The sequence below is a fragment of the Lancefieldella parvula genome, from assembly GCF_963547875.1.
Lineage (GTDB): Bacteria > Actinomycetota > Coriobacteriia > Coriobacteriales > Atopobiaceae > Lancefieldella > Lancefieldella parvula_D.
The window spans coordinates 1-25122 of sequence record NZ_CAUUSI010000001.1; the positions used below are offsets into that span (position 1 = coordinate 1).

The following is a 25122-nucleotide window of genomic DNA, read 5'->3' on the forward strand; positions in this document are numbered from 1 at the left end:
GCTACCTGCGATGGAATGTTCTATCGCGGTAAGCAGGTATTTGTTATCGGCGGCGGCAACACCGCTGTAGAGGAGTCTCAGTTCCTGGCTCGTTTTGCTGACAAAGTAACTCTTATTGTCCGCAAGGATCACCTAAGAGCTAACGCAACTGCAATTAAGCAGTTCGAGGAGAATCCTAAGACAGAGATTCGTTATCTGACCAGCATCACTGCAGTTGATGGCAATGATTTGCTTACCTCTATTACGTTCCGTAATAACCAGACGGGAGAAGAGCGCACAGAGACCTTTGATGAGGGCAGCTTTGGCGTCTTTGTCTTGGTAGGTCGCGTGCCTTCAACCGAGCTTCTAACAGACCTCGTAGACCTTGACGAGCAGGGATATGTCCTTGCTGACGAGCGTATGGCTACTAAGACACCTGGTCTCTTTACCGCAGGGGACCTTAATAAGAAGCCATTACGACAGATTATTACCGCAGCTGCAGACGGTGCCATTGCCGCAACTTCTGTAGCCTCATATCTTGGACAGCCTGTTGAAGGATAAATTCTTATTTCATATTTGATAGATATTTGATAGGGGATCGATCTATTCGATCCCCTAAATATTTAGATAGCCTACTAAAAAGCCATATCAGCTATTTTCAAAGTACTATTTCAAACTTCTAAGATAAGTTTTTTGTTCTTTGGTAATTCGATAACTTTCGCATGCTTTTTGAATCGTTTTATTAAATACCCACGTGTCCAGCTTTTTGGTTTCAAGATAGGGTAGTGTAGAATCCCACTGTTTGGCTAGAGCCGTTGCAAAGAACCAAGCAATCATCATGTTAACGTAGTATTCGTCTGAGTGAATTTGCGCAGGAATCTCAAGGTATTTTGAGTCAAAATCTTCATCAAGAAAATGGGTCATAAGCATCTCTATACCAAAGCGACAGGTATATACATGACTCGAAGATGCCCAGCTCGAAATTTCAGTTAAAAGGCGTGTACGATTCTTTTTGAAAACCCGCGGCGACAAGATGTCACACACGGCCCAGTTATCGACATAAGGAAGAAATGCATCAATCGCTAAGATACAGTCGTCAAAGTCTTTAATCTCGGAAACAAGTAGGCTATGCAGCATGTTTTCGTCGTAGTAGTCATGCGGGAGGGCGAGAAGAAACTCTTGAGCTTCTTTGCTTTTCCAAGTTTTTTTGCAAGCTTTCTGAGTTGAGGAACGCGCACGCCAATAATTGATTCTTTTGGAACAGTGGGCATGAGTTTACTTTGAAAAGAGGCATATTCTGTATCTTGAAGTGCAAAGAGCTCATCTTGAATCATTAGGCTATCCTTTGTTTCATATGGGAATATGAATATATAAATAAATCCATTTCAATGTATATCAAGCCTTGTAGACAAGTGAGAAGAACCTCTAAAGAGTAATCCAATATCTTTGGGTGAGAATACCATCCTCATCAAAGACTTCATTTTCTAAGATCCCACCGTTATTAATAATGGACTTTGCCGAGCCAATATTATCTTTACGGCAACACATTAAAACACGGTCAATTCCTAATTTTTTGCATTCTTTGAGCGCAAGAGCAATCATTGCCGTTGCATATCCTTTTCTTCTCTCACTTGGACGGATACCATCTCCAATGTGTCCACCACTTAAAAGAAGACCATCATTAAGATAATGACGGATATCAACTGCGCCAACAAAGATATTTCTGTCAAAGTCAAAACAAAAGAGGGTCGTACTAGGAACTCTTCCGTCTGAGGTTTTTTCTTTGGTTTCTAAGAAACCTAGATACTGTTCGAAATTATGATAGTCATACAGAAATATTCTTCGTGGAGAAGAGTTTGTATGGTTTGCCTCGATGTCTTGTGTCCATTCTTCAAGCATGTCAAAGAGCTGTGCTTTGGTTTTCTCGCTTGGTTTTATAAGGGCAATATTCATGTAACTCCCTGAGCCTGTTAAGCTTTTTAGTACTTTTAATACAGCAATTCTATCTTAACAATCTGCATGTGCATTATATTGTCTCCGATGTTTGCCAGAAGACGATGAATACCTTTGATACTTGGTAATTTCATATCGTAATAACCCAGCATGTATCCTTTGGATGAAACGGAAATCTTATCTGACCAGGAGGAGAGATCTTTTACTGAATTATTGGTGTAAAACAGATTGCCAAAATTATTCATTCCATGCTTTTTTAGGATGACTCTCATCATGAGTTTGTAGCCTAAAGTTCCAACCGTATCAAAGACGAGTCTACATCCAGGAAAAAGTTCAGTCATTTTTAAGACAATAGCTTTGACGTTTTCTTTTTTTAAATAGTGAAAGACGCCTGCTGCGTAAAAAACAGCGCCATTGCGTGCATCAACTTGATCCATCCAAGAGAGGTCCGTCAAGTCGGAGACAATGTTGGTTTCTCTTGGATTTGTGCCTGCCAGTTCTTCTCGCATGGCAATAACATCTGGAAAGTCCACATTGAATATTTTGTTTTGTTGGTTTCCACATCTCCTGCTGTCAAGATCGAGTCCACACCCAAGACATACGATTGAGGCATTTGGATGGTTTCTGAGGTAATCGTTTATTTCATACATTATGTCGAGCTGTCGCATGGCACCTTCAAGTGCGCCAAATTCATAGAACGTTGTGTCATATTTCTTATTGAGTTCTGAAAAATCATAATCTAATCTGTTACAAATTTCTGTTGCTGCAGGGTCTGCGTAGAGTTCAGGAAACTTGTCACCACATTTCTTTCGGGCATAAAGTGGGATAATAAGTGTTTCTTGTGCTGTTCCGGGCTGTATCTGTAGCTTGTCATCCACGGTGAATCCTTTTGAGAGAACATGCATTTGATTGATACAATTTATTAAAAGAATACATTATTTATAAGTGGTCTATATTATTTTTGACTGCATTCGACATAACATAGAGGGAGCCTAGCTACAATAGTTTTAGAAAATTCTATTTTCCATCCTTGTGATTCAAGATACTGAGGATAAGTATCTTCTGTCCAATGGTGCTCAAAACTAACACCGACGATTTTTAGAAAAGATTTCCAGAACGTATTAACTTCAGTATGATTGACAAAGTTTGGAGCAATTAGCATGCCTCCATTTTTTAAGACACGTCTTATCTCTTGTAAGGCTTTGTCCGAGTGTTCCATGATGTGCAGCGCATTTGCAATAACAACAACGTCAAAAGACTGATTTGCATAGGGGAGACAAGTAGCATCAGCAATTTCAAAGGTGAGGTTTTCTGGATATGTATCCTTTTGAGCCTCTTTAATCATATCAGCAGAATAATCTGTTGCAGTAATGCTCTTTGCTACAAAGGCAATATGTTTTGCTATAAGTCCTGGTCCAGTTGCAATTTCAAGAACAGTTTTGTCTTTTACAACGTGTGAGATACGATCGTACATCCATTGATATGCTTTTTTATCAGGAAGCATGGATTGGCGATAGAACGGGGCATACCAATCCCAAATTGTTTTCTTCATATCCGATATTATCCATTCAAATTTTTAGTTAAACCGTAATTTCAATTTGATTGTCTTCAAGGGCAATAATGCAACTTTCATAATAGCCATCTCCGGTTGTTCTTGGTCCGCTGATGACTTCATAGCCGTCTGCTTTCAACTCCGCAGTGAGGGTATCTACCTTTTCTTTACTTCCGATACTAAATGCAATATGAGCGTATCCCGTGCGGTTGATCGCTTTTGGTAAATCTGACATGTTAGGTTTGTTCATGATTTCAAGTCGTGCGCCTTTATCGAAGGAAAGGAAGTATGAGCGAAAATCCGTTTGAGGATTATGATAGCTGTCGTTAGATGTTGCCCCAAAGTACTTCACAAAAAACTGTTGGGCACCCTCTATATCGTTTACATACAATGCGATATGTTCAATTCTCATGGTTGTCTCCGAAAATCTATAGTTGCCTGATACTTTTTTGTAGCCCATCTTCTAAATACGTCGAGAAGAACAAATCAATACTGTCTCTAATTGGAATCATAGTGTCAATTGCGTTGATATATTACTTTTTCCTCGCCACAAAGTAGTATCGATGAATTTTTCCTTTGATTACGCCATCTTGTTCAATAATTTTCTGAGCTTTAAAGAGGTTCTCTTGGTATTTTTTGACTTCAAAGTATGGAAATTCCCAGTCAATGATTCTTGCAAACCAAACAAGAGCACCTACATCATAAAATTCTATTGGCCTATAGGCTTCAGCTTCCTCAATAATGTCAAATCCATTATTTATTAATTCTTGTCTGGCAATACTTAAATAAGCTTTAGGAAAGGGAAGTTCGATATCTCCTAGTAGAAGCTTTACAAGGTCCCTGTCATTCTCAGCGCCAACCTGTTGCGTAAGAAACATACCTCCACTTTTAAGAATTCTTCTTAGTTCTTGTATGTTGTATTTACCGTGTCTGTTGGTAACAAGATCAAAGTAATCATCTTCAAACGGAAGCTCATCTCCTCCGTCAGCTGCCTTAAAGTCTATCCCTAAAGGAAGGAGTCTCTCTTCACACAGTTTGATGTTTGGAGCATAACCTTCAATTGCTGCAGTCTGTTTAGGATTGGTGAGAAAAGACAAAAGAAATTCTCCACCACCCGTTTCCATATCTAATAGATAATCAGTATCGTGTAGATAGGATTTGATGATACTTCCAAAGTCCCATGGAAGATCATCCTCTTCTTTATATCTGTTCCTAATATGGGAGAAATCCCATCCCTTGATATGAGCAATTTCTTGTTCATGAAGCCATTGGGCGAGAAGTGCTTGTTTTTCCATAGTATGTTTCCTTAAGACCGTGATTTTCGGATGTACAATTATTATATATTGTTTGACTGTATAGAAGAATTTTTACCTAATCTACCTGCCTATTTATTATATTTATGCAGGTAGATTGCTTATTTGATATATAAAAGGGGAGTAAAAGGTCAAAAGCATACAATGAAGTATGATGCGGTGTAATTTTGTATCATCAATACATTGATTATATAAAGCTCTGTTATTAAATTATTCCAAGATGATTTATCAATATGTATAACTATAAAAACGTTCAGTTCTAAAAATTAGTTTTAGAGAGAGATACAAAGAAAGTCATTTTATAAATAAAAGATTCAGTATTGTTGCCACCTTATCAAATTGAAAAGTCATTAAATTTATTATGTCTTCAAACATAGCTTATAGAGCTATAGGTGTAATTACTCATAAGTAATTAATATCGTGGCTTAAAACGGCTCTCAGAGGCTCAAATTTTGAAGTAATGAGACGTAGGATATAAAAGCCGATGCAAGATAAAGTATTCTAGATATATAGACGTATAAGACCTCTAAATTCTGTTCTATTATATAAAAGTCTGATAATCGATATTATGTAAACTAATGAATTGAAGAATAAGGAGAAGGATTTTGAGGCCCTCTCCTTTGCTGTAATGTATGCGACAGCGATAAGTGCTATACCGATGAGTCGGTCATGACATTCAATTTAATCATGACATCGCTTTCATACATCTCATCAAAAATTACAAGAATCTTGTCGAGTGCCATCAATTCAGTTTGGCCGGTTGGAATAATCTCCAAGCCCGCACGATCGATAGTTACAACCCTCACTTTGTCAGGCCATGGGATATCTTGGAGCAATTTGCCCTCAATGGGGCTTCCTTGACCAATAGTGAACTCATGAAGGATTTTCTCGCCAGAATCAAGTGTTGGTTTAGGCTCCCCTTGCTGAGAAGCCAAAAATTCTGCAAGTAAGTGCTCGTAGAACGGGTCAACACGCAGGATATTTGCGGTTACGTAGGACACAATTGCAACTGCAGACATAGCCATAAGAGCCTCAAGAGAACCTGTGAGTTCAAATATAAGCACTACTCCGGTGACTGGCGCTCTTACTGCTCCGGCAAAAATGCCTGCAACGCCCATAGCAATAAAGTTTGGTGCATATGCCATAGGTATGCCAAAAACATGGGTTGCTACCAGGGCAAACAGTGTTCCAACAAGTGTTCCCATGACAACCATTGGAAAGAGAGTTCCGCCAGGCGTTCCAGCAGCAAAACATGTTGTGGTAAAGAAGTATTTACCCAGTAAAAGCGCTATAACCATGAGTTCAGTGAGCGTTGCTGGCTCTTTGATTTTCTCGATAATGGCATCGCCACCACAAAGAAGATCTGGCCAGGTAAAAGCCATAATTCCAGCTAGCATGAATGGAATAATGAGCCTCGAGAAAGGCGCAAACTTAGTTATCCTTTTGTACAGCCCCTGGGCAAAGAACATTCCTTTATTGTGGAGCGCTCCTAATAAACCGCAGGTAAAACCGACGATAAGAACAAATGCAAAGTCGACATGAGGTAATGGTGCCACGTATGGAAGCTGAAGGACAGGCTTCATGCCAAGGACGTTAGAAACCAGGAAGTCAGCGCCTACTGATGCGGTCATTGCCGAGATGATCAGTGGAGCATGAAACTCCTTTTGGATCTCTTCAATAGCAAAAAGTGTGCCCGTAAGAGGGGCATGAAAAGCGGCTGACATACCCGCAGCAGCGCCACAGGTTACCAGAAGACGTTCTTCTCCCCTTTTGCGTTTAAGGAATTTTGAGACCGCTTTACCAGAAACAGCGCCTAACTGGACTGCTGGGCCTTCTCGTCCCATAGAAAGGCCACCAAAGGCAACTAGAACGCCCTGGATAAACTTAACAGGAAGAACTCGATACCAAGGCATATCGGCAGATCCCATGACCTCAGCGTTGGTCTGAGGGATTCCAGAGCCAGCGGTGTAGGGTTCAAACTTCATGAGTAGACAAACGGCCGCCATAAGAATAATCAGAACACCAAACCAGAGAGCCATATACGGCCAATTACCTGCGATTGATTGAGTAATGGAGCGCATTTGAGCTTCTGCAAAAGAAAGACAAAGGCGATACAGTGTGACTACGCCACCACCCAGAAGGCCAACAAGCAGGCCTTCTCCAATAAGGGCTACCTGAAATCTACGAGAAAAGTGACGCTCAATAATGTTTGTTTTATGTTTGAGATGAAACGCCACAATCTCCCCTAGCAGTCTATGGCTAATAAAAAAGCACGTAAAGCGTACTTGGATATTGTACGACTTTACGTGCGTGAGTTAAAACTTTGTACAGAAATTGTACGTAGCGAGTGCACCTGGTGTCCCTGGCTATTGATTAGCCGGAGAATGGTCCTCCACCATAGCAAGCATAAACAGGACCCTCGATAACACCGACAGACTCGTTAGCTGCGTGAATCATGCGGCCACCGCCGATGTAGATTCCGACGTGCTCATAGCCTGCGCGGGTAAAGACAATATCGCCATAGTTGAGCTCGTCTAGGGAATCATGCCAGTTACCAGCAGCGCGAATAGCACGGCCAATGGTTCCTGCGGTACCTGCACGGTAGCCGAGGAAGCAGTAATAAATCAGGCCGCCGCAGTCAAAGCCTGTAGCAGGGGAAGCTCCTCCCCAAACGTATGGGTAGCCAATGCAAGCATAAGCTGTAGCAACGCCACCGCCTGCAGCTGGGTAGCCACCGCCACCGCCGGAGTATGATGACCCACCACCAGAATTAGAGCTGCTACTGGAGCTGCTAGAGCTGCTGGAGCTAGAAGAGCTAGAGGAGCTTGAACTTGAAGAGCTGGAGCTGGAATCGTTAGAGGAGCTGTCGTTAGACTCAGAGCTGTTAGAAGGAGTCTCACGAGTAACAGTCTCAATTGCATAAGCAACGTTGTTGTTAGCTGATGCAGCCTCTTGAGCAGCAAGCTGAGCTTTTACCTCTGCATCAAGGGAATCATAGTAAGCCTTAGCCTCTGCAACCTGGCTCTGAAGGCCATCTGCGGTGGTCTTCATCTCAGCGACCTGAGCCTGAAGGTTCTCCTGCTCAGCCTGAAGCTCAAGCTGCTGAGCCTGAAGCTGGTCACCAAGAGCCTTGACGGTATTGATGGAGTCAGCCTCCTGCTTGCTGGTGCGGTCCATATAGTAGACGCGGCTGACAAAGTCCTCTGGGCTAGATGCTCCAAGGAGGAAGTCCAAAGTCTCCTGTGGGCCTGCCTTATAAGCACTCTTCATTGCTGCAGAAAGGACAAGACGTTGCTTATTGAGCTGGTCTGTAGTCTCTGCAATCTGCTCCTGAACCTCACCAATCTTGTTGTTGGTAGCGTCAAGTGCATAGGTTTTCTCGTTAAGGTTATCCATGGCCTCTGCAAGAGCTGCACCAAGAGAGTCTAGCTGGGCAGATGCGGCCTCAAGATCGCTTTGTGGGTCTGCGAATAGCTTGGCTGGGGTAAGCAGCGTAGCAGCTACACCAAGACCTGCAAATAAGAGAGCGTCTCGTCTTGTGAAAGATCGGCGCTGTGACATATAAGCTCCTTCCGCAAAGCACGAAATCAATTGGGCAACGTGTTGCTTTGCTTTGCCATCTAGGATAGCTCATTTGATAAAAAATCAAAGTCAACTCGCCGATTTCTTAGCGAGAAACCCGTGTAAATAGGAAGCTACCCTATCGAGTATTTGAATAGTTTACCCCGAAAATGACATTTCATACAAATTTCAAAGACTATTTGTGCAGTTATATAGCATGGAGCGGGCAAATATCATTACATAAATTTATCTTTGACCTGCAATTATGGAGAAATTCTATGTATTGCAAACAAGTTTACTGTCATTAACAAAATGCTTATGTAAATAAGACAAATGGCCGACAAGCACGTAGTCTTGTCAGCCAACATTGTAAGGTTAAAGTAAGAATGATGTAAGTGATTCAGCTTATTGAACCTTAATAAGGGTGTAGACCTCTTGGTCAAAGCACTTGCCAATAATCTCCCTTGGGTGCAGATAGCAAAGCTCAAGCGCAAATGCAAAGCCAGCTACTTTTGCACCGGCCTTCTCGGCAAGTTGCGCACAAGCAACACAGGTGCCGCCAGTAGCAACCAGGTCATCAGCAATAAGAACAACGTCGTCTGGGGTAAGAGCATCGGTGTGAATCTGAAGCTCGCTGGTACCGTACTCCAGGTCATAAGCCTGTGCGTAGACCTCACGAGGCAGCTTGCCTGGCTTACGAGCAGGAACAAAGCCTGCGCCCAGTTTGTAGGCTACAGGGGTTCCAACAAGAAAACCACGAGCCTCAGCACCAATAACCTTGGTGATTCCCGCATCAGCAAAGTGCTCTGCAATGTCATCAACAACTGCGTGGAAGCACTCGGGATCTTTAAAAAGTGGAGTTACATCTTTAAAGATAACGCCAGGCTCTGGATAATCAGGAATGCTAATGATATGACTCTCATAATCATACGTAGACACAATGTCCTCACATTCAAAATCAAAATCAATGAATAGTTATATATACCTAGATTACTCGTCTAGATGCATATCCTTAAAAGATTCACGAACTAATTTAGTGATAAGTTCATTTCTAACCGCATTGGTAAGACCTAACATGCGGGTCAGAGCTGCCATAAACTTCTGACGAGTCTCGTCAGTATGGTCAACTTCAACTCCCCCACCTTTTTTAGCGTATACGACAAGCGACTTGGCAAACATGCTAGATTCTCGGTTTGCAGCCATAACGTATTGACGCAGGTTCTTGGGCTCAAAACCAAAGTGACGAAGCTCACTACACAGGCGAATCAGCGTAAGATCCTTGCCATCTACAAGGTCTCTACCATGTGGAGAGCGCTTTAACGTAATGACGCCTGCTTCGGAAAGCTGACGCACAAAGCCTACAGAACATCCCACAATCTCTGGAATGCGATCAATGGCGTGATATTTCTGAACAACCTCAGGGTCATCCACAGGTACCACAATAGCATCAGCATGCGTTGCGCCAAGAATTGCCTGAGACACTTGCTTTCCATCAAGCTGAGGTTGAGCCTGGTGAGAAGAACTTTGAGCTTCAGGTGCAGCCTGAGCCTCAGCTCCAGTTGCCTCGTCAGTCTGAGTTTTGACCTGTTGTTCAACTTCAGGGTTTTTATCTTGCCTATCAAGCTCTTCTCTAATAACTGAGAGTGGCATAAAACGGCTTTTCTGCAGATACAGAATAGTCTCAAGCCGCTTAACGTCTTTTTGGGAATACAGACGATAGCCACCAGCAGTTCTGGTAGGAGTAAGCAAACCTTCATCCTGCAGATATCTGACTTTAGAAACACTCAAGTCAGGATAGAGAGTCTGTAATTTCTTGACTACTTTACCAATGGTAAGAAAGCCTGAATCAGCCATAAAGCTATCCTTTAACCTTAAGCTGAAACTCTGCTGGTATGGAAGACCATGCGGAAGGTGCCAATCTGAATAGTTGAGCCATCACGCAGGGTAGCCTTGTTAATAATGGCACCATCAACCCAGGTACCATTGAGAGAATCAAGATCTTCAATAGTTGCATAACCAAGGGCAAGATTAGAGAGATCAATGGTGGCATGATTTCTGGAAACTGTCATGTCATTCAAGAAAACACTGCTCTTTGGGTCTCTACCAAGAGAAATCTGAGGTAAATTGAGCTCAAAAGTCTGACCAGTCTGTGGTCCCTTGACAATAGTAAGGACAGGGTGTGCTGGCTTTTGTTGAGCCATAAGGTCTGGAACCGTAGCGTCAGCTGATGGCATGCGGAAAATCTCTGTTGAGTCTGGTGACTGCTGTTTGATGTCGTCAGTTGACATGGTTTCTCCTTAATTTGGTTACAAGATAATAATAACGCTTAACGACACGCAATGCAGTCCATTTCGATGAGCGCACCAAGAGGCAACGCAGAAACCTCAACAACTGCCCTGCCAGGTGCAGGAAGAACAAAGTACTGCCTGTAAATCTCGTTTACCTTAGGCAAATCATTGATATCAGCAAGGTAGATAGTTGTCTGAGCTACATCAGAAAGGGTGCATCCTGCCTCTGCCAGAATTGACTGAGCAAGATGTATGACACGAGTAGTCTGCTCTTCAATTCCTCCGTCTATGAGCTCCTTTGGGTCTTCTGCAGAAACTGCAATTTGACCTGTGACAAATACCAATCTACCTGCAGTAGTACCCTGAGAGTATGGTCCCATAGGAGCAGGAACACCTACTGCATTAATTGCATATTTCATAGAAGATCACCCCTTGCACCAATGAAATCATCAGAGGCTCTGAGTAAACCCCAACCCTCAAGTTTATCTTTAGCTACTACTACTTTAGTGTTACTTGCAAGTTCTGAAAACCATGGAAGATAGGTCTTAAGGCCTTCAATGAGTTGCTTATGTCCAAGAGGATGGACTGTTTCAAAAGAAAGCAAGCTTCTAAAAAGAATTACCGTATGTACTGGTGGAACCATAACCAGATATGCAGGTACTTTCTTAGTTGAAACATTGGCTACAAGTACTGGGATTGTTTGGTCAAGCATAAGATTACAAAGTTTTGAGTCTTCTGGAAGCGTCTGTTCTCCCAGGTAGTCCATAAGGACCTTCTTGGTCTTTTTACCAGCAAGAAGAAGTGGAGTAAGCAGCGGAGTTGCATCTTCCAAAGACACTTCTGCATAAGGAGCTACACCGTTTTGCTCGACTGACGCAATGATAGAAAGCCACTCGTCTAGAACAAGAGAGCGCTCAGACGCATCAAGTACCACGTACTCGTTTTGACCAGAACGCGCGAGAAGACCGATTGAAGACAGAGATCCGTCTCCCGTAAGTGCACACTCAAATGAAGTCTCTCCTACCTCAAGCTGTTTACCTGCAAAGACAGCTTCCACAAAATTTTGAGCTGATGTACCACTCACCAGCGTGTAGCCGATACCACTCAGGTCAATAAGAGCACAATCTTTTAGAGCTTCCTCAAGGGGTTTCTCGCCATAGAAAGATTGGGCTAAGTTGAAGCCTTCAGTTGAGGTTGAGAATTGTGCGCCAAGATACTCAAGCTCGGTATGAAGGATAGAGCGTTTCTGCTCAGACATTAGTTTCTCCCAAAGAGATACGGAGCAACCGAATACAGGTCAAAGAGGTTATAGGCTGGAATAGTCCACAGCGTCAGATGTGCCTGCGTCATGGTAGTGCCTACCTGCGCGGAATCTTGGGACCAGTCAGTTGAAGAAATCAGCTGGTTGTTAGCTACTGGATAGTTGGGAGAAAGCATGGAGGTCTGATAGGTGAAGTCTTTAGAGCCAGGCCATGCCATATACGTGGTAGAAGTTGATGGTTTAACCACAGCAGAGAGCAAGAAATTGTCCTCGCTCGTACGAATCTGCACAATCTGGTCAGTTCGCTGGATGCTTACGCGATTGTAATTGCGATAAGCCCAGTTCATCAGAATGGCGGTATCGTCAAAACGACCTTGCGTAGTCTCGCAACCAAGCACACAGGTATAAAGCGTAATGTTCCCGCGCTTGGAAGCGCCCAAGAAGGCAGTACCAGAGTCTTCTGCACCTGTTTTAATGCCGAGAAGACCTCGGTAGGTGTCCATAAGATCATCGGTTGAGTGGAACGTGCGCTGCTCCCCTCCTACCGTAGTAGTGTATGACCTGGTATGCACAGCGCTTGCGATAAGTGGATAGTGCTCGCGCGCATAACGACCCATCAGAGCAAGATCGCGCGCGGTTGAATAGTGACCATCAGCATCGAGGCCGTGAGGATTCTGGAACTGCGTGTGAGTCATGCCAATTTCTACAGCCTTCTTGTTCATTTGATCGACAAAGGCCTGCTGAGAGCCAGATACGTTGACAGCAATGTTATAAGCTGCGTCATTAGCGGAATACACCAGCATCATCATGATCAGCTGTCTGAGTGTAGGCGTATCGTCCGAGGTCAAACCGGCAACTTGCGAACCTTCTTCAAGATCTGGAACTGTGATTTCACAAGGCTCATCAAGATTAACGCCAGAATCAAGCGCAACAATTGCAGTCATTACCTTGGTGATGGATGCCATAGGAAGCTCTTGATCTGGGTTTTTGCTCCAGAGGACGTTTCCTTGTGCATCGGTGACAATGGCAGTAGTTGCCTCAGTAAGTTTTGGCTCATCGGTTACAGAAGACTTGTTAGAAGAGGTGTTTTCTGCCAGAGCCGTAGTTGCAGGAGCAAAAGGAGCAGCTAGAACAAGTACAAGCAGCACGCTAACAAGAAAAGCCAGCGTCTTACGAGAGAGCTGGCGCAAAGATACATGGTTGTGCTGAAGGAAAGTCATAAACAACCTAACTTATGCTTGAGTGTTTTTACTATCTTTAACTATTTTAGCCGCTTCAACAGTATAAACAATGGCGGTAATTGCCGAGAAAACAATTCCTATATACACAAAGAAGATACCTAGAGCGCTGCTTTCAGAATTAAGTCCTGGAAGCCAGCTAACGTTTACCAGACCAAGCCCAGAGACTACTGGAATACCCAGAAGAAGCAAACTAAATCCAGTCATTAAAAATGCAGTTGCTGCTTTACCAACAAAGACAACATCAATAGGACGCCTGCGGAATTTACGAACTGCAAGAGCACCAAGAGTAAGGTAAACATCTCGTCCAATAACAAAGAGTGGAATCCAGAGAGGAAGCTCACCAATAATCAAGAGGCCAAGAACACCTGTGATAAGAAGCACTCGGTCCATGATAGGATCCATGATTTTGCCTAGCCAGCTGACAGTTTGCGTTCTACGAGCAACCTGACCGTCAAGAAAGTCGGTAACAGCTGCGGTTACATAACAGCCAAGCGCAACCCAACGATTTCCACCTGTTGAGAAAAGCACAAGAAAGATAATCGTAAGGATTAATCTGCAAAAGGTAATGACGTTTGCAACAGTAAAAATAGCGTTAGAAGGATTGTTGGAACTACCAACTGGATCAGTAATAGTTCCCTCTGCCTGCGCTTTTGCTGCATCGGCGTCTGCTGCTTCTTTAATTTGGGATGCTACTTGATTAGCTAGCTGCTGCCTAGTTTGCAACGTTTCACTCCCCTTTTTGTAGTACATAACATGTGTCTATTTTAACGTAAGTTGCGCAAGAGCAAATTATTGGCACATTTGTTTAACAAAGGACACAAGAACGCGAACACCCTGAGCATAGACGCGTTTCTCGATACGCTCATCAATGCCATGAACGCCATTAGCCTCATCTTCTGGTGTTGGCCTAAAAGGACAAATGCGCAGAATAGAATCGCAGATTCCCTCGTAGCGGACAGAATCGGTGCCACCACACACAAAGGACGGAACAAAGGTAACGCCTGGATGGTAGTGCTCCATAATGGCCTTGAGCTCATGATAGCCAGCACCAGTCGGAGAATCAATTCTTCCCGCAGGAGTGGAATGCAAAGCCTCAACCTTAATGGAAGGGTCAACCTGAGCTACCACCTGTGTAATGTGTTCAGCGGTTTTTTCAACACTCACACCAGGGAGCAGCCTTATGTTGATAGTTGCGCTGACATTACCAGGCATAACGTTAGCCGCACTACTTGAACCCTCAAGCATGTTGAAAGCGTACGTGGTGGTTACAAACGGATAAAGCTCTTTGATCTGAGCTGCGGCAAGAGCAATTTTATCTGCATTGGTATCTACGTCATGTACCAGCGAAGCAAAAGGCTCCTCGGTGATTTCTGACGCAAGAACCTTGAAGGTTTCTTTAACAATGTCATTAAGCTCAGGTTGAGGTTTAGCCTTAGAAAGAGCAGCAAGTGCACAGCTCAAATGCTCAAGTGAAGTTCCACCAAACGGATTAGAGGAATGTCCGCCGTGACCAGGCGCAGTAAGCTTAACGTTCAAGAAGCCCTTTTGCGAGATACAGATGTCGGCCACGGTAGCCTCTGGCGCACCGTAGGCGCTGCCATCAAAAAACGTAGTGGTGCCCTCGTCCAGAAGGCAAGCTGCACGCATTTCTCGCGAGGCCATGACTTCTGCAAGCCTAGTGGCACCGTGGCTCAAGACCTCTTCGTCTTCGCCAAATGCCAGGTAGATAGAGCGCCTTGGCGAGAAACCCTGTGAAAGCAGATACTCAAGTGCCTCAAGCTCGCCCATAAGCATGTCTTTGATATCAAGCGCACCACGTCCCCAAATGTAGGTGTCATCGACATCTCCACCAAAGGGTTCGTGCGTCCATGCGTCTTCTGTACCAGGAACAACAGGAACTACATCCTGGTGAGCAATAAGCATCAATGCAGGAAGCTTAGGGTTAGATCCCGGAATCTCAATGAGGAGCGAGTGGCCAACCACTTCAACGTTAGAGGCTGCGGTCATAACATACGGGAAGCTATCAACAATGTGCTGTTGAAGAGCATCAAACTGAGACCAATCGGTTGTCTCCGCGTCGGTATACACCGTCTTAAACGACAGCGCCTTTGCAAGTCTTTCAGACATTGCCTCTATGTTGAGCTCTGGATATTCATCCTCGTGAGCAAAGTGGTCGTAAATATTCATGGACCTCTACTAATCTCGTAGTTTTAAGTTAATAACGTAATAATAACGGCAATTTTTACGCGTTTCTCTACTCTTGCTGGTAGAATTAACAAAACACTCACTTAGCACACGTATCTTGGGAGCCCTGATGATTAAGCTTGTTCTTTCCGATATGGACCAAACGTTAAAACCCGCTGACACTCCGGCTATTTCAGAAAGAACTCATCAGGCAATTAATAATCTTAAAGCCGCAGGTATTGCGTTTGGACTTTCTACCGGAAGGCCAGTTTATGATGCACTTTCTTATCTAAAGTCTGACGTTTCCCTGACAGACACTGGCGTGTTTTCTAGTGGAAAGATTCTCTACTTTAATGGCAAGCTCATTTTCACCAAACAATTTACCTACGAGATGATGGAGAAGATCTACGAGGTTATTTCTCCAATGGATGATTGTTTGCTTACGTATTATCAAGAAGGTCCGCTTGAGCAGCCTTTAGATACGTCATTTACCTCTTGTTGGAAAATAGTTGATACCACTCAAGAGGTAGTAGATCATCTTGCAGCCTCGTTTAACACTTTTGTGCCAGGGCTTGGTCCGCAGTCCGTTCCAAAAGATATCCCTATGTATGCGGGAGGTCTTCTCTTACCCCAAGATGAAAAGCGCGCGCAAGAAATCTATGAGGCTGTTACCAGTGCAGTTCCAGAGGTTGAGTTGGTTTCTCCCTATATTGGTTGGTTTGACATCAATTATCGTGGTTGGAATAAGGCACAGGGATTCGAGAAGCTCATTGAGACTATAGGTCTTAAGCCAGAAGAAGTTATTGTGTGCGGCGATTCCGAAAACGATCTTGATCTTCTTAAGATTGCTCATCACTCATGCTGCATGGAAAACGGAACTGACGAGGCTAAGGCTGTCTCGAAGTATCTGTTGCCTAGCGTGTATGAGGAAGGCGTAGCTCAGCTCTTAGAGGCGCTTACAGAGGCTCAGGGAGACTTTGATTCTGACGTTGTCCAGGCTGTTCTGAAGAGAACTCTATAGGGTTAGAGCTTGATGCAGAGCGTGGCAATATAGTCATTCCCATACTGTGATAATCGATTCCTTTTATCACATGACTCATAAAAATCAATCATAGCAAGGCCATTTTTAAGTTGTCCTCTAATCTGAGCTTCTAAGGTATGGCTAAATTCATATCCATATGCTGGATCTATGGTTATTTTGCCTTGTTCTTCAAGCTTTCTTGAATTAAAGGGAATTGAAAACTTTAAAAGTAATTCCTCATCGGGGTGGTCCCATACAACGTCAGCATCATACATGTACGTCCAAGGATTCATGAAGCCGACCATTAATAGCCCACCCTTTTTCAATACGCGAGCTGCTTCTTTATACATGTTTTCTAAGTCTTCAATGTATACATTCGAAACTGGATTAAAAATAATATCGAAAGTTTCATCTTCAAAAGGAAATGGTTTTGTCATATCAGCTTGAACGGTATTGATTTTTAAGCCTTCTCTTTTAGCAACCATCTCATCTTTTTGTAATTGTGATGTAGAAAAATCCATTATGGTTACGTCATAGCCTTTAGCAGCAAAAACGGGACCCTGTTGTCCACCACCACAAGCCAAGCCTAATATCTTTTTTCCGCTGGTCTTTTCAAACCATTCTGTTGGAACTTTTTTCCCGACCGTTAATGCAACAGAAATTGGACTGTTTCTAGCTTCTTCTATTTCTTCATGCGTTAGTGGTTCGGTATAGTCATTTCTTACCTTATTCCATCTATCTTGATTTAATTTTAAGTAGTCATTCATCTTATAATCTCCTCAAAATAGTGTCGTATTTTGATTTAAGTCGCATGTAGAACCATTACATTTTTCTTGTCGCTACAAATTATAATTTGTTTTCTTGCTGTTCGTACCACATGCATTTTTAACTAATTGATACAGGTCTACAGAGCATGCAACCTAGTACAGATAGTCTTATCTCTAAGTGTTATATCTGAATCGTAAAAAAGTGGCTGCATTTGACGTGTCATCTGCAGCCACTTTTGTGTTTCTTGTACGTGTCTAATCGCGTGTAGTCAATCGTTTTGACTCTGCGGATTTCTCCGCGTCTCTGCGGGTTTCTCCGCGCCCCTACTTGATCAGTCCGCTGTTCCTGAGGAGTAGCTCAATATCAGTGCCCTTGACGACCTTGAGAGCTACCTTTAAGAGCATCTTCTCCTTAAACGAGAGCGGCGCCTTATCAAGCGTTTTCTTGTCCAGAGCATAATAGGTTGCCCTTAGAAGCTCTCTGATGTCGTACTGAGAACCCCAAACCTCTGGTACGCCCCTATCAACATCCATCAACGAGTAGACAGACTCCATACCAGTACGGATTGAGTATTCCGTAGTAAAGATGGTGTCGCGAGGAGTCTCGGCAAACTGTCCAATAAAGGCAAAGTTAACGGAACCCTCAGGGACAACTAGTGGCCTGTCCTCAGCCTTTCTTGGCTGGAAGAATGCGTTGATGTAAGGCATGAAGCACGTAGTGGTGTTGCAGCGGTTCTTTGCCCAGTCCTCAATCTTCTTGGTTGGAACACCAATGTGATAGAGCCACTCCTGACACACTTCCTCGCCGGTGCAGTTACGCATAGCCTTCTTAACAAAGTTACCAGGCTTGTTGGTGCTCAGCGCATAGACCCAGATAAGTACAGTGTCCTTGTCCTGTGCCCTGAACTGTGGCTGACGGTTGATGGTCCACGAGAGGTACCAGTTATCGGTACTATCCTTGACAGTTACAATACCGCCGGTTGTGACCTTACCTTCTCTTGGATCTCTCTTGCAGACGCCAATAATCTTCTTGATAATCTCTTCGTCTTTTGTCTGGATAGTAGCGCTCATCCAGTTGGTTGCCTCAAAGTCGCTGCAGAAATTATCGGGATTGCCGTACTCGCCATGCTTGGCCTGAGCGGCGATATTCTTCCACAGATCCCAGGACTCCCCTACGCCATTTCTGACGTTGCTAATGTCTGGAGCGGTATTTTGATCGCCATAGCAAGAGGTATCGGTGCAGCAGCCATTGGTGATAAACACCAAATCGTCTTCGGTTAGATCAATGGTTTGCTGTGAGCCGTTCTTCTCGTAAACAATTTGAGTGGCTACCTTTTTACCATTGGTGTCATTGATGATGACGTTCTTGACATCCATACCATAGTCAACGCTTACGCCGTGATTCTCAAGATACCTGACCAGTGGCAAAATCATGCTCTCATACTGGTTGTACTTGGTAAAACGCAGCGCAGTAAAGTCAGGAAGACCGTCAATATGGTGACAGAATCTGCAAAGATAGCGCTTCATCTCAAGAGCAGAAGACCATCTTTGGAACGCAAACATGGTCTGCCAATAAAGCCAGAAGTTAGTGTTCCAGAAAGAATCAGGAAGTACGTCACTAATCTTCTTGCCCTCAAGGTCCTTCTCGGGAGTCATAAACAGCTTGGCAAGCGCTAGTGAAGACTCTTTATCAAGCTTGAACTTCTTATCTGTGTGGGCATCTTTGCCGCACTTCTCGGAAGCTCTACAGAGCGAGTAGTTAGGATCGTGCTTGTTAAGCCAGTAGTACTCATCAAGTACGGAGACACCAGGTGTTTCAATAGATGGAATGTCTCTGAACATATCCCACATGCACTCAAAGTGGTTGTCCATCTCGCGGCCACCGCGCATGTAGAAACCCTTGCTTACATCTTTGCGGCCGTCGCAGCTTCCGCCTGCAAGCTCAAGCTTCTCGAGCAGGTGAATTCTTGTACCCTTTACTTGGCCATCGCGGACAAGATAAAACGCAGCAGCTAGACCTGCAAGTCCTGTTCCAATGATATAGGCTGATTTTTTGTCGGCATCTTTGGGCTTTTCTGGCTTAGCGAACGATTCATACGTTCCAGCAGAGTAATACATAACTTCCTCCTTAGTATTCCGCATCAATTACCTGCGAAAATTAGTAAGTCGCCCTTACCTTGCGTCCACTATAAACTTATAAACTGCTAAAGAAAATGCACAAAAAGAACGATTGGACATATAGGTTATTTTTTGTCGCAATCTACCTGCTAAATTGTTTCAAAAATAGCAATTAATTTGGCTTTTTTCGCAGGTAATGATGTGGTTAACTTGTATTAGTTAGATAAAGCTAACTTAATTTCTTTCATAGTATGAAGGGGGTCTTAGTATGGAAGTTGGTCACGAGTTTTTACTACGTATGGGTAAGACAAGACTGCGTCCTGGAGGTATTGAGGCAACCAATTGGTTGCTTAACTCAGTGGAGATTACGCCAGAAACTCAAATTCTTGAGGTGGCTTGCAATATTGGAACCACTACGGTTGAGCTAGTAAAGCGATTCCACTGCCATGTAACCGCAATTGACCTCAATACAGATGTGCTTCTTAAGACGAAAGAAAATATCGCGAGAAACAACATCGAGCAGTATGTAACAGTGGAACAAGGAGATGCTACAAATCTCTCCTACCCTGATAACAGCTTTGATGTCGTTATTAACGAGGCTATGCTCACTATGCTCTCTGACCAGCAGAAAGCGTCTGCGGTTAAAGAGTATGCACGAGTACTCAAGCCAGGCGGTGTGCTCCTTACCCATGACGTACTTTTGCTCAAAGAAGACGATGAGTTGGTCCACGAGCTCTCAAGAACTATCAACGTCAACGTAAAGCCTTTAACCCTTGCAGGTTGGAAGAATCTCTTTGAGTCAGCAGGTTTCTGCCCAGAAACAAAGAACGGCAAGATGACGCTTATGAATCCGGCAGGACTTATTGCCGATGAGGGTGCTGACGGAGCTCTGAGGGTAATTAGAAACGGTCTCAAACCCGAGAACACCAAGATGTTCACCAGCATGTTCACGTTCTTCAATGATCACGCGGATGACCTTAACTACATTGCCGTAGTGAGCAGAAAGCCAAGATAGGCACCGTATCAAGGCGACGCAGGATTAAGACGGAGCAAACACAAAACAGACATCAATCGAGCTAGACTCGGGCTCGATAGCAAAGAAGGAAGCCGGCATCTCTACCGACTTCCTTCCCTTTTGTGCATTATGTGCGGAGCTTACTTGGCCTTTGCGCAGGCAGCCATAGCAACGGAGCCAATGTAGTTGACTGGGTTGGTAAAGTTTGGCTGGAACAGAAGGTCAACTGCTGCAAGGTTGTCGATAGTCATTCCAGCGGCAATTGCAACGGACACAACGTTTGCTGCCTGAGCAACATCGTCATGTGTCGAGAAGAACTGTGCGCCCTTGATAAGGCGAGTCTCTGGATCCCAGACAAGCGTAGCGGTAACTGGCTCGGTGGTCAGCATGAACTCAGGACGGTAGTTCTCGGTGATGGAAACGGAATCATACTCATAGCCACGAACCTTGCCACCCTCAACGGTGAGACCTGCTGCAGCCATGGAGTAGTTGTAGAGCTGAACTGCGCTGGAAGCCTGAGTACCTGCGTATGCAGCAGTTGGCTCAAGCATGTTGGGACCAACGTGCAGACCCTGGCGGACAGCGTTGGTTGCCAGTGGAATGTAGTCCTCTTTACCAGTGACGTTGAAGATAATGGAAGCGGAGTCACCAGCTGCAAAAACGCCAGGCTCACTGGTGCTCATGTACTCATCAACCTTGATGGCGCCGTTAGGAAGCATATCAAGCTGGCCGTCAAAGAGGTCAGTACGAGGCAGGAAGCCAATGCCCAGAATTGCGTAATCTGCAGTGTAGGAGCCCTTATCGGTAACAACGGTGACGGAATCGCCATTGTCCTCAAAGCTCATGACCTTCTCGCCAAGTGCGAGGGTAACGCCGTGCTCTTTGTAAGCATCCTCAACCTGCTCGGTGATTGCCTTATCAAAGTTCTTTGCAAGAACGCGAGGAAGCATGTCAATGAGGGTAACAGCCTTCTGACGCTCGGAGAGCTGCTCTGCAAGCTCAGCGCCAATGTAGCCAGCACCGATGACAATAGCGGACTTGGAAGATGCCATGGTGTCATGAATGCGACGACCGTCAGCCCAGTTCTTGCACTGAAGAACACGAGGTCCGTCAATACCAGGAAGTGGAGGAACAATTGGCTTAGAGCCAGTGGTGACTACGAGGTAATCAAAGTCATCCTCAAAAGTCTCACCTGTCTTGAGGTCCTCCCAAGCAACATGCTTGGTCTTAACATCTGCGGAAGTGACGTTGGTGGTCATGTGAACGTAAGCGCCAGCCTCTGCAAGGGCTTCTGGAGAGCTGTAGAACATCTTGTTAGGATCGCTTACGTGGTCACCTACCCAAAGAGCAATACCGCAAGACAGGAAGGAAACCGTGTCATTGCGCTCAAAGACGTGAACCTCCCAATCTGGGTGTGCGCCCAGGATTGAAGAAGTGGCAAAAACGCCTGCGTGGGTACAACCGATAACTGCAACTTTAGCCATAGAAACCCCTCTGTTAAATGCTACTAATGACTAACATTAATTGTTACTTTGACAGTGGCATTATGCCACATTCTGTTATCGAGAAGAGCGTCATTCTTGAACGTTCTTTAATAAATCGAATATTTGGAGTTCGTGAAGCAATTTGATTAAAGATCTTTACACGTTGGCGAGAAAAACTTACTGTTTGTACAGGTTAATTGTGAGGAGACTGGGATGTTTGATCAGATCATTACAGAATGCACGATCTTTAATCCAACTCTTGAAAGAGCTTTTAAAGTTGCTCCAAAGGAATTTGTCTCCGCTTATCAGTGGTTTATCGATCATGAAAATAGTGAGATTGATAAACTCCCCCATCGTCTAGAAAAAGGATTTACCGTTGGTGGAATTCCTATTTCTAGGGATTCCGGAATCTATAGTCCGTCTAAAAGCAAAGTTTCTTATGGATTAAAGCAGTATGCTCTCTCGGTCCACACTTCAAATGGTAATGGTCTTTATGAAGATGGAGAGCCAATTTACTATTCTGATGGTACCTGGTCAATTGAGTACAGTGAGCATATTAAGACTCAAGGAAACCAAGTACAGTCAAAGTTGTACAACGCACTTTTAATGAATTGCCTAAATGACGGTCTCCCCATTGGTTTATTTATTAAGGATAAAAATAAGAAATATAAAGTGATGGGATTAGCGTTTGTAGAGCGTTATAACAGCGCTACTGGAATGTTTACTCTCCATGGACCGGTTAACGCCAAAACAGTTAATAATTCATCTTTTATTTCGGCAGGTTTTGATGAACTCAAGCCAGAGATTCAAAATCAGCTTGAGCAGATTGATGACACTGATGAGCGCATTAAGGAATTCAGAGAATCCGTGCGTAGGCAAGGACAAGCTCAGTTTAGAAATAATTTGCTAAAGGCCTATTCCAATAGATGTGCCATCTCTGGAAACGATGTTCCTCAGGTTTTACAAGCAGCTCATATTGGTCAATATCGTGGACCTAAAACTCAAATGGTTACCAATGGTATTCTTCTAAGGTCTGATCTACATCTTCTTTTTGATGCACATTTACTTTCAGTTGAGCCCGATAGTAAACGCATTAGATTATCGAGGCTTCTGGATAAAACCGAATATATTGACTTCAATAAAAAGCAGTTGCATATGCCTGTTTATCATGAAGCTTATCCAAATGAAAAGCAGCTAGAAAGGCATTTTGATCAATTTATGGCTGAAACGGAGATTTTGAGATAAGGCTTTATTACATGATTTCTAGTTCGATCCATGAGCAAAATTCGTGAGCAAAATATTGGTCAGATTTTAATAGATCAATATGAGCCAGAAGATCCTGCAGCGAAGGATCAAAATCATAGCCGTTTACATTTAAAAAAGAATATATAGCAATTGCGGCTAATAATTCATTTTGAGTTTTAAGAGGCCTTAGATTAACGATGTAGAAAGCATATGTAAAAGCATTCCAGCTAATAGATGGGCATTCAATTTCAGTTAAAGGCACCTTATCGTAGTTATCACAGATTTGAGCAAAACACTCAAACATAGTTTGATTATTTTGTATTTTTGGATCAATTAGTTTACTCAGATTCTTTAGGTCATTAACTGTTAGTCTTCTCATTTTTCCCTCCTTAACAAAAGGAAGAATATCGATCTTTATCTGAGTTTGGCGGTTTCCAAGTTAGATCCACAAAATCCACGATCAAAAAACGCCTCCCAGCGCGTAGCTAGGAGGCGTTTAAGGAAAGGATGAGAGGGGTTTCTCGCCAATTAGGCAAGCATCTGAGCAAGATCCTCGGAAGCATCGCCGATTGGGCCAATACCGTAGTTCTCAACAAGAATGTTAAGGACGTTAGGGCTGACAAATGCAGGAAGGGTTGGTCCAAGCTTGATGTTCTTGATGCCAAGGTGCAGCAGGGTTAGAAGGACACAAACTGCCTTCTGCTCGTACCAAGACAGGACAAAGCTCAGTGGCAGGTCGTTAACGCCGCAGTCAAATGCACTTGCAAGAGCAGTTGCAATCTGAACAGCGCCGTAAGCGTCATTGCACTGACCAACGTCAAGAATACGAGGGATGCCACCAATGGTGCCCAGGTCAAGGTCGTTGAAGCGGAACTTGCCGCAAGCAACGGTGAGGACAACAGAGTCTGCAGGAGTCTGCTCAACAAACTCGGTGTAGTAGTTACGACCAGGGCGAGCGCCGTCGCAGCCGCCAACAACAAAGAAGTGCTTGATAGCGCCCTGCTTAACAGCATCGATGATCTTATCGGCAATGCCAAGAACAGCACCGTGGCTAAAGCCGGTGGTTACCTTGTGGCCACCGTTGATGCCGGTGAGCTCCTGAGCCTCAGCGTATCCACCAAGCTCCTGAGCCTGCTTGATAACAGCGCTGAAGTCCTTCTTGCCGTTTGTGTCCTCGTCAATGTGGACGAGCTCTGGGAATGCAACAAGCTCAGTAGTGTAGACGCGGTCCTTGTAGCTAGGACGAGGTGGCATGAGGCAGTTAGTGGTAAAGACAACAGGAGCTGGGATGTCCTTGAACTCCTTCTGCTGGTTCTGCCATGCGGTGCCAAAGTTGCCCTTGAGTTGTGGATACTTCTTGAGCTCTGGATAACCGTGAGCTGGGAGCATCTCGCCGTGGGTGTAAACGTTGACGCCAGTGCCCTCGGTCTGCTCAAGGATCATCTTGAGGTCAAGAAGGTCGTGGCCGGAAACAACAATGAAGGGACCTGGCTCAATAGTCAGAGGAACCTCAGTTGGAACTGGGGTGCCATAAGCGCCGGTATTTGCGCTGTCCAGAAGAGCCATGCACTTGAGGTTGACCTCGCCTACCTCAAGGGTAAGAGGCAGCAAAACGTCAACGGAGGACTCGGTAGCAAGAGCTGCAAGAGCCTTTACAAAGAAAGCGTCAACTGCGTCATCAGTCTTGCCAAGAACGCGAGCGTGGTAAGCGTAAGCAGCCATACCACGGATACCAAACAGAATAAGGGACTTGAGGGATCTAATGTCCTCGTTGTCGGACCAAACGCCGCCAAGTGGAAGATCCTCAACAGGCTCTACGCCAGCCTCTGCAGCTAGACGGTTCTTCTCGTCACGAACCTGAGCGGTAATTGCGTCAACAGCACCCTTGTCAAAGTTGACGTTGGTGATGCAGGTAAACAGACCATCGACAATCAGCTGATCTGCGCGGTTAGAACGCTTGCCAGCAGCAAGCTCGGTGCGAGAAAGGCCAACCAGAGCGCCGGTAAGCTCGTCCTGAGCAAATGCGACGTCAAAAGGCTTGCCACAAACGCCAGCGGCGCCGGTACATGCAGTACAAGCAGCAGTCTGCTCGCATTGGAAACAGAACATCTTGTTATCCACTATTTTTCCTCTCCATAAA

25 protein-coding genes are annotated in these 25122 nt (G+C 44.3%); 4 read left to right on the forward strand and 21 right to left on the reverse strand.

Annotated elements, in window-relative coordinates; genetic code table 11:
* On the forward strand, positions 1 to 540 hold a 540-nt coding region (locus tag RWJ96_RS00005), incomplete at its 5' end, for an FAD-dependent oxidoreductase (RefSeq protein WP_314018229.1).
* Between the two features lie 105 nt (positions 541 to 645).
* Here the strand turns inward: RWJ96_RS00005 and RWJ96_RS00010 are convergent.
* The 16 genes from RWJ96_RS00010 to RWJ96_RS00090 all read right to left on the reverse strand — a co-directional run bounded on the left by RWJ96_RS00010 (position 646) and on the right by RWJ96_RS00090 (position 15335).
* Positions 646 to 1230 (reverse strand): DNA alkylation repair protein, encoded by a 585-nt coding sequence (locus RWJ96_RS00010; RefSeq protein ID WP_314018568.1) that lies wholly within the window; start codon positions 1228 to 1230, stop codon positions 646 to 648.
* A gap of 174 nt (positions 1231 to 1404) precedes the next feature.
* The gene (locus RWJ96_RS00020) at positions 1405 to 1932 is read right to left on the reverse strand and encodes a GNAT family N-acetyltransferase (protein WP_314018230.1); all 528 of its coding nucleotides are present in this window, start codon (positions 1930 to 1932) and stop codon (positions 1405 to 1407) included.
* A gap of 35 nt (positions 1933 to 1967) precedes the next feature.
* A complete protein-coding gene (locus tag RWJ96_RS00025) occupies positions 1968 to 2810 on the reverse strand; it encodes a class I SAM-dependent methyltransferase (protein WP_314018231.1) in 843 nt (280 codons plus the stop codon).
* A 77-nt stretch (positions 2811 to 2887) separates the two neighbouring features.
* Positions 2888 to 3484 (reverse strand): class I SAM-dependent methyltransferase, encoded by a 597-nt coding sequence (locus tag RWJ96_RS00030; protein ID WP_314018232.1) that lies wholly within the window; start codon positions 3482 to 3484, stop codon positions 2888 to 2890.
* A 28-nt stretch (positions 3485 to 3512) separates the two neighbouring features.
* A complete protein-coding gene (locus RWJ96_RS00035) occupies positions 3513 to 3896 on the reverse strand; it encodes a VOC family protein (RefSeq protein ID WP_314018233.1) in 384 nt (127 codons plus the stop codon).
* A 121-nt stretch (positions 3897 to 4017) separates the two neighbouring features.
* Positions 4018 to 4779, reverse strand: coding sequence for a class I SAM-dependent methyltransferase (locus RWJ96_RS00040; RefSeq protein ID WP_314018234.1), 762 nt, complete (start codon positions 4777 to 4779; stop codon positions 4018 to 4020).
* A gap of 668 nt (positions 4780 to 5447) precedes the next feature.
* Positions 5448 to 7034 carry a ClC family H(+)/Cl(-) exchange transporter gene (locus tag RWJ96_RS00045; protein ID WP_314018235.1) on the reverse strand — a complete coding sequence of 529 codons (1587 nt, stop codon included), beginning with the start codon at positions 7032 to 7034 and terminating at the stop codon, positions 5448 to 5450.
* A 136-nt stretch (positions 7035 to 7170) separates the two neighbouring features.
* Positions 7171 to 8358 (reverse strand): NlpC/P60 family protein, encoded by a 1188-nt coding sequence (locus tag RWJ96_RS00050; RefSeq protein WP_314018236.1) that lies wholly within the window; start codon positions 8356 to 8358, stop codon positions 7171 to 7173.
* Positions 8359 to 8763: 405 nt separating this feature from the next.
* Entirely contained in the window at positions 8764 to 9297 is a 534-nt protein-coding gene (locus RWJ96_RS00055; protein WP_035427597.1) for an adenine phosphoribosyltransferase, read from the reverse strand.
* Between the two features lie 51 nt (positions 9298 to 9348).
* Complete coding sequence (locus RWJ96_RS00060) at positions 9349 to 10212, reverse strand: MerR family transcriptional regulator (protein ID WP_314018238.1); 864 nt, start codon at positions 10210 to 10212, stop codon at positions 9349 to 9351.
* Between the two features lie 17 nt (positions 10213 to 10229).
* Positions 10230 to 10646 carry an FHA domain-containing protein gene (locus RWJ96_RS00065; protein WP_035427594.1) on the reverse strand — a complete coding sequence of 139 codons (417 nt, stop codon included), beginning with the start codon at positions 10644 to 10646 and terminating at the stop codon, positions 10230 to 10232.
* 38 nt (positions 10647 to 10684) lie between these two features.
* On the reverse strand, positions 10685 to 11065 hold the full coding sequence (locus tag RWJ96_RS00070) for a Rid family detoxifying hydrolase (protein ID WP_035427592.1): 381 nt from the start codon (positions 11063 to 11065) through the stop codon (positions 10685 to 10687).
* Positions 11062 to 11904, reverse strand: a complete 843-nt coding sequence (locus RWJ96_RS00075; RefSeq protein WP_314018239.1) for an aminomethyl transferase family protein — start codon at positions 11902 to 11904, stop codon at positions 11062 to 11064. The genes RWJ96_RS00070 and RWJ96_RS00075 overlap by 4 nt, the downstream gene beginning before the upstream one ends.
* On the reverse strand, positions 11904 to 13127 hold the full coding sequence (locus RWJ96_RS00080; protein ID WP_314018241.1) for a D-alanyl-D-alanine carboxypeptidase family protein: 1224 nt from the start codon (positions 13125 to 13127) through the stop codon (positions 11904 to 11906). The genes RWJ96_RS00075 and RWJ96_RS00080 overlap by 1 nt, the downstream gene beginning before the upstream one ends.
* Before the next feature lie 12 nt (positions 13128 to 13139).
* Positions 13140 to 13871, reverse strand: coding sequence for a CDP-alcohol phosphatidyltransferase family protein (locus RWJ96_RS00085; RefSeq protein WP_314018243.1), 732 nt, complete (start codon positions 13869 to 13871; stop codon positions 13140 to 13142).
* A 66-nt stretch (positions 13872 to 13937) separates the two neighbouring features.
* On the reverse strand, positions 13938 to 15335 hold the full coding sequence (locus RWJ96_RS00090; protein WP_314018245.1) for a M20/M25/M40 family metallo-hydrolase: 1398 nt from the start codon (positions 15333 to 15335) through the stop codon (positions 13938 to 13940).
* 127 nt (positions 15336 to 15462) lie between these two features.
* Here RWJ96_RS00090 and RWJ96_RS00095 point away from each other — a divergent pair, with 127 nt between their 5' ends.
* Complete coding sequence (locus RWJ96_RS00095; RefSeq protein WP_035427585.1) at positions 15463 to 16353, forward strand: HAD family hydrolase; 891 nt, start codon at positions 15463 to 15465, stop codon at positions 16351 to 16353.
* A 2-nt stretch (positions 16354 to 16355) separates the two neighbouring features.
* Here RWJ96_RS00095 and RWJ96_RS00100 read toward each other — a convergent pair whose 3' ends face one another.
* Both RWJ96_RS00100 and RWJ96_RS00105 read right to left on the reverse strand, forming a co-directional pair.
* Positions 16356 to 17120 carry a class I SAM-dependent methyltransferase gene (locus RWJ96_RS00100; protein WP_314018247.1) on the reverse strand — a complete coding sequence of 255 codons (765 nt, stop codon included), beginning with the start codon at positions 17118 to 17120 and terminating at the stop codon, positions 16356 to 16358.
* Positions 17121 to 17444: 324 nt separating this feature from the next.
* The gene (locus tag RWJ96_RS00105; RefSeq protein ID WP_314018249.1) at positions 17445 to 19238 is read right to left on the reverse strand and encodes an oleate hydratase; all 1794 of its coding nucleotides are present in this window, start codon (positions 19236 to 19238) and stop codon (positions 17445 to 17447) included.
* Positions 19239 to 19506: 268 nt separating this feature from the next.
* On the opposite strand from RWJ96_RS00105, the gene RWJ96_RS00110 reads away from it, so the two are divergent.
* The gene (locus RWJ96_RS00110; RefSeq protein ID WP_314018251.1) at positions 19507 to 20253 is read left to right on the forward strand and encodes a class I SAM-dependent methyltransferase; all 747 of its coding nucleotides are present in this window, start codon (positions 19507 to 19509) and stop codon (positions 20251 to 20253) included.
* Positions 20254 to 20393: 140 nt separating this feature from the next.
* Here RWJ96_RS00110 and RWJ96_RS00115 read toward each other — a convergent pair whose 3' ends face one another.
* A complete protein-coding gene (locus RWJ96_RS00115; RefSeq protein WP_314018252.1) occupies positions 20394 to 21737 on the reverse strand; it encodes an FAD-dependent oxidoreductase in 1344 nt (447 codons plus the stop codon).
* Between the two features lie 213 nt (positions 21738 to 21950).
* Here RWJ96_RS00115 and RWJ96_RS00120 point away from each other — a divergent pair, with 213 nt between their 5' ends.
* A complete protein-coding gene (locus tag RWJ96_RS00120; RefSeq protein WP_051485226.1) occupies positions 21951 to 22982 on the forward strand; it encodes an HNH endonuclease in 1032 nt (343 codons plus the stop codon).
* 7 nt (positions 22983 to 22989) lie between these two features.
* Here the strand turns inward: RWJ96_RS00120 and RWJ96_RS00125 are convergent, their stop codons facing one another.
* Both RWJ96_RS00125 and hcp read right to left on the reverse strand, forming a co-directional pair.
* Positions 22990 to 23361, reverse strand: coding sequence for a hypothetical protein (locus RWJ96_RS00125; RefSeq protein ID WP_035427579.1), 372 nt, complete (start codon positions 23359 to 23361; stop codon positions 22990 to 22992).
* Between the two features lie 149 nt (positions 23362 to 23510).
* On the reverse strand, positions 23511 to 25103 hold the full coding sequence (gene hcp / locus RWJ96_RS00130) for a hydroxylamine reductase (protein ID WP_314018256.1): 1593 nt from the start codon (positions 25101 to 25103) through the stop codon (positions 23511 to 23513).
* Between the last annotated feature and the right edge of the window lie 19 nt (positions 25104 to 25122).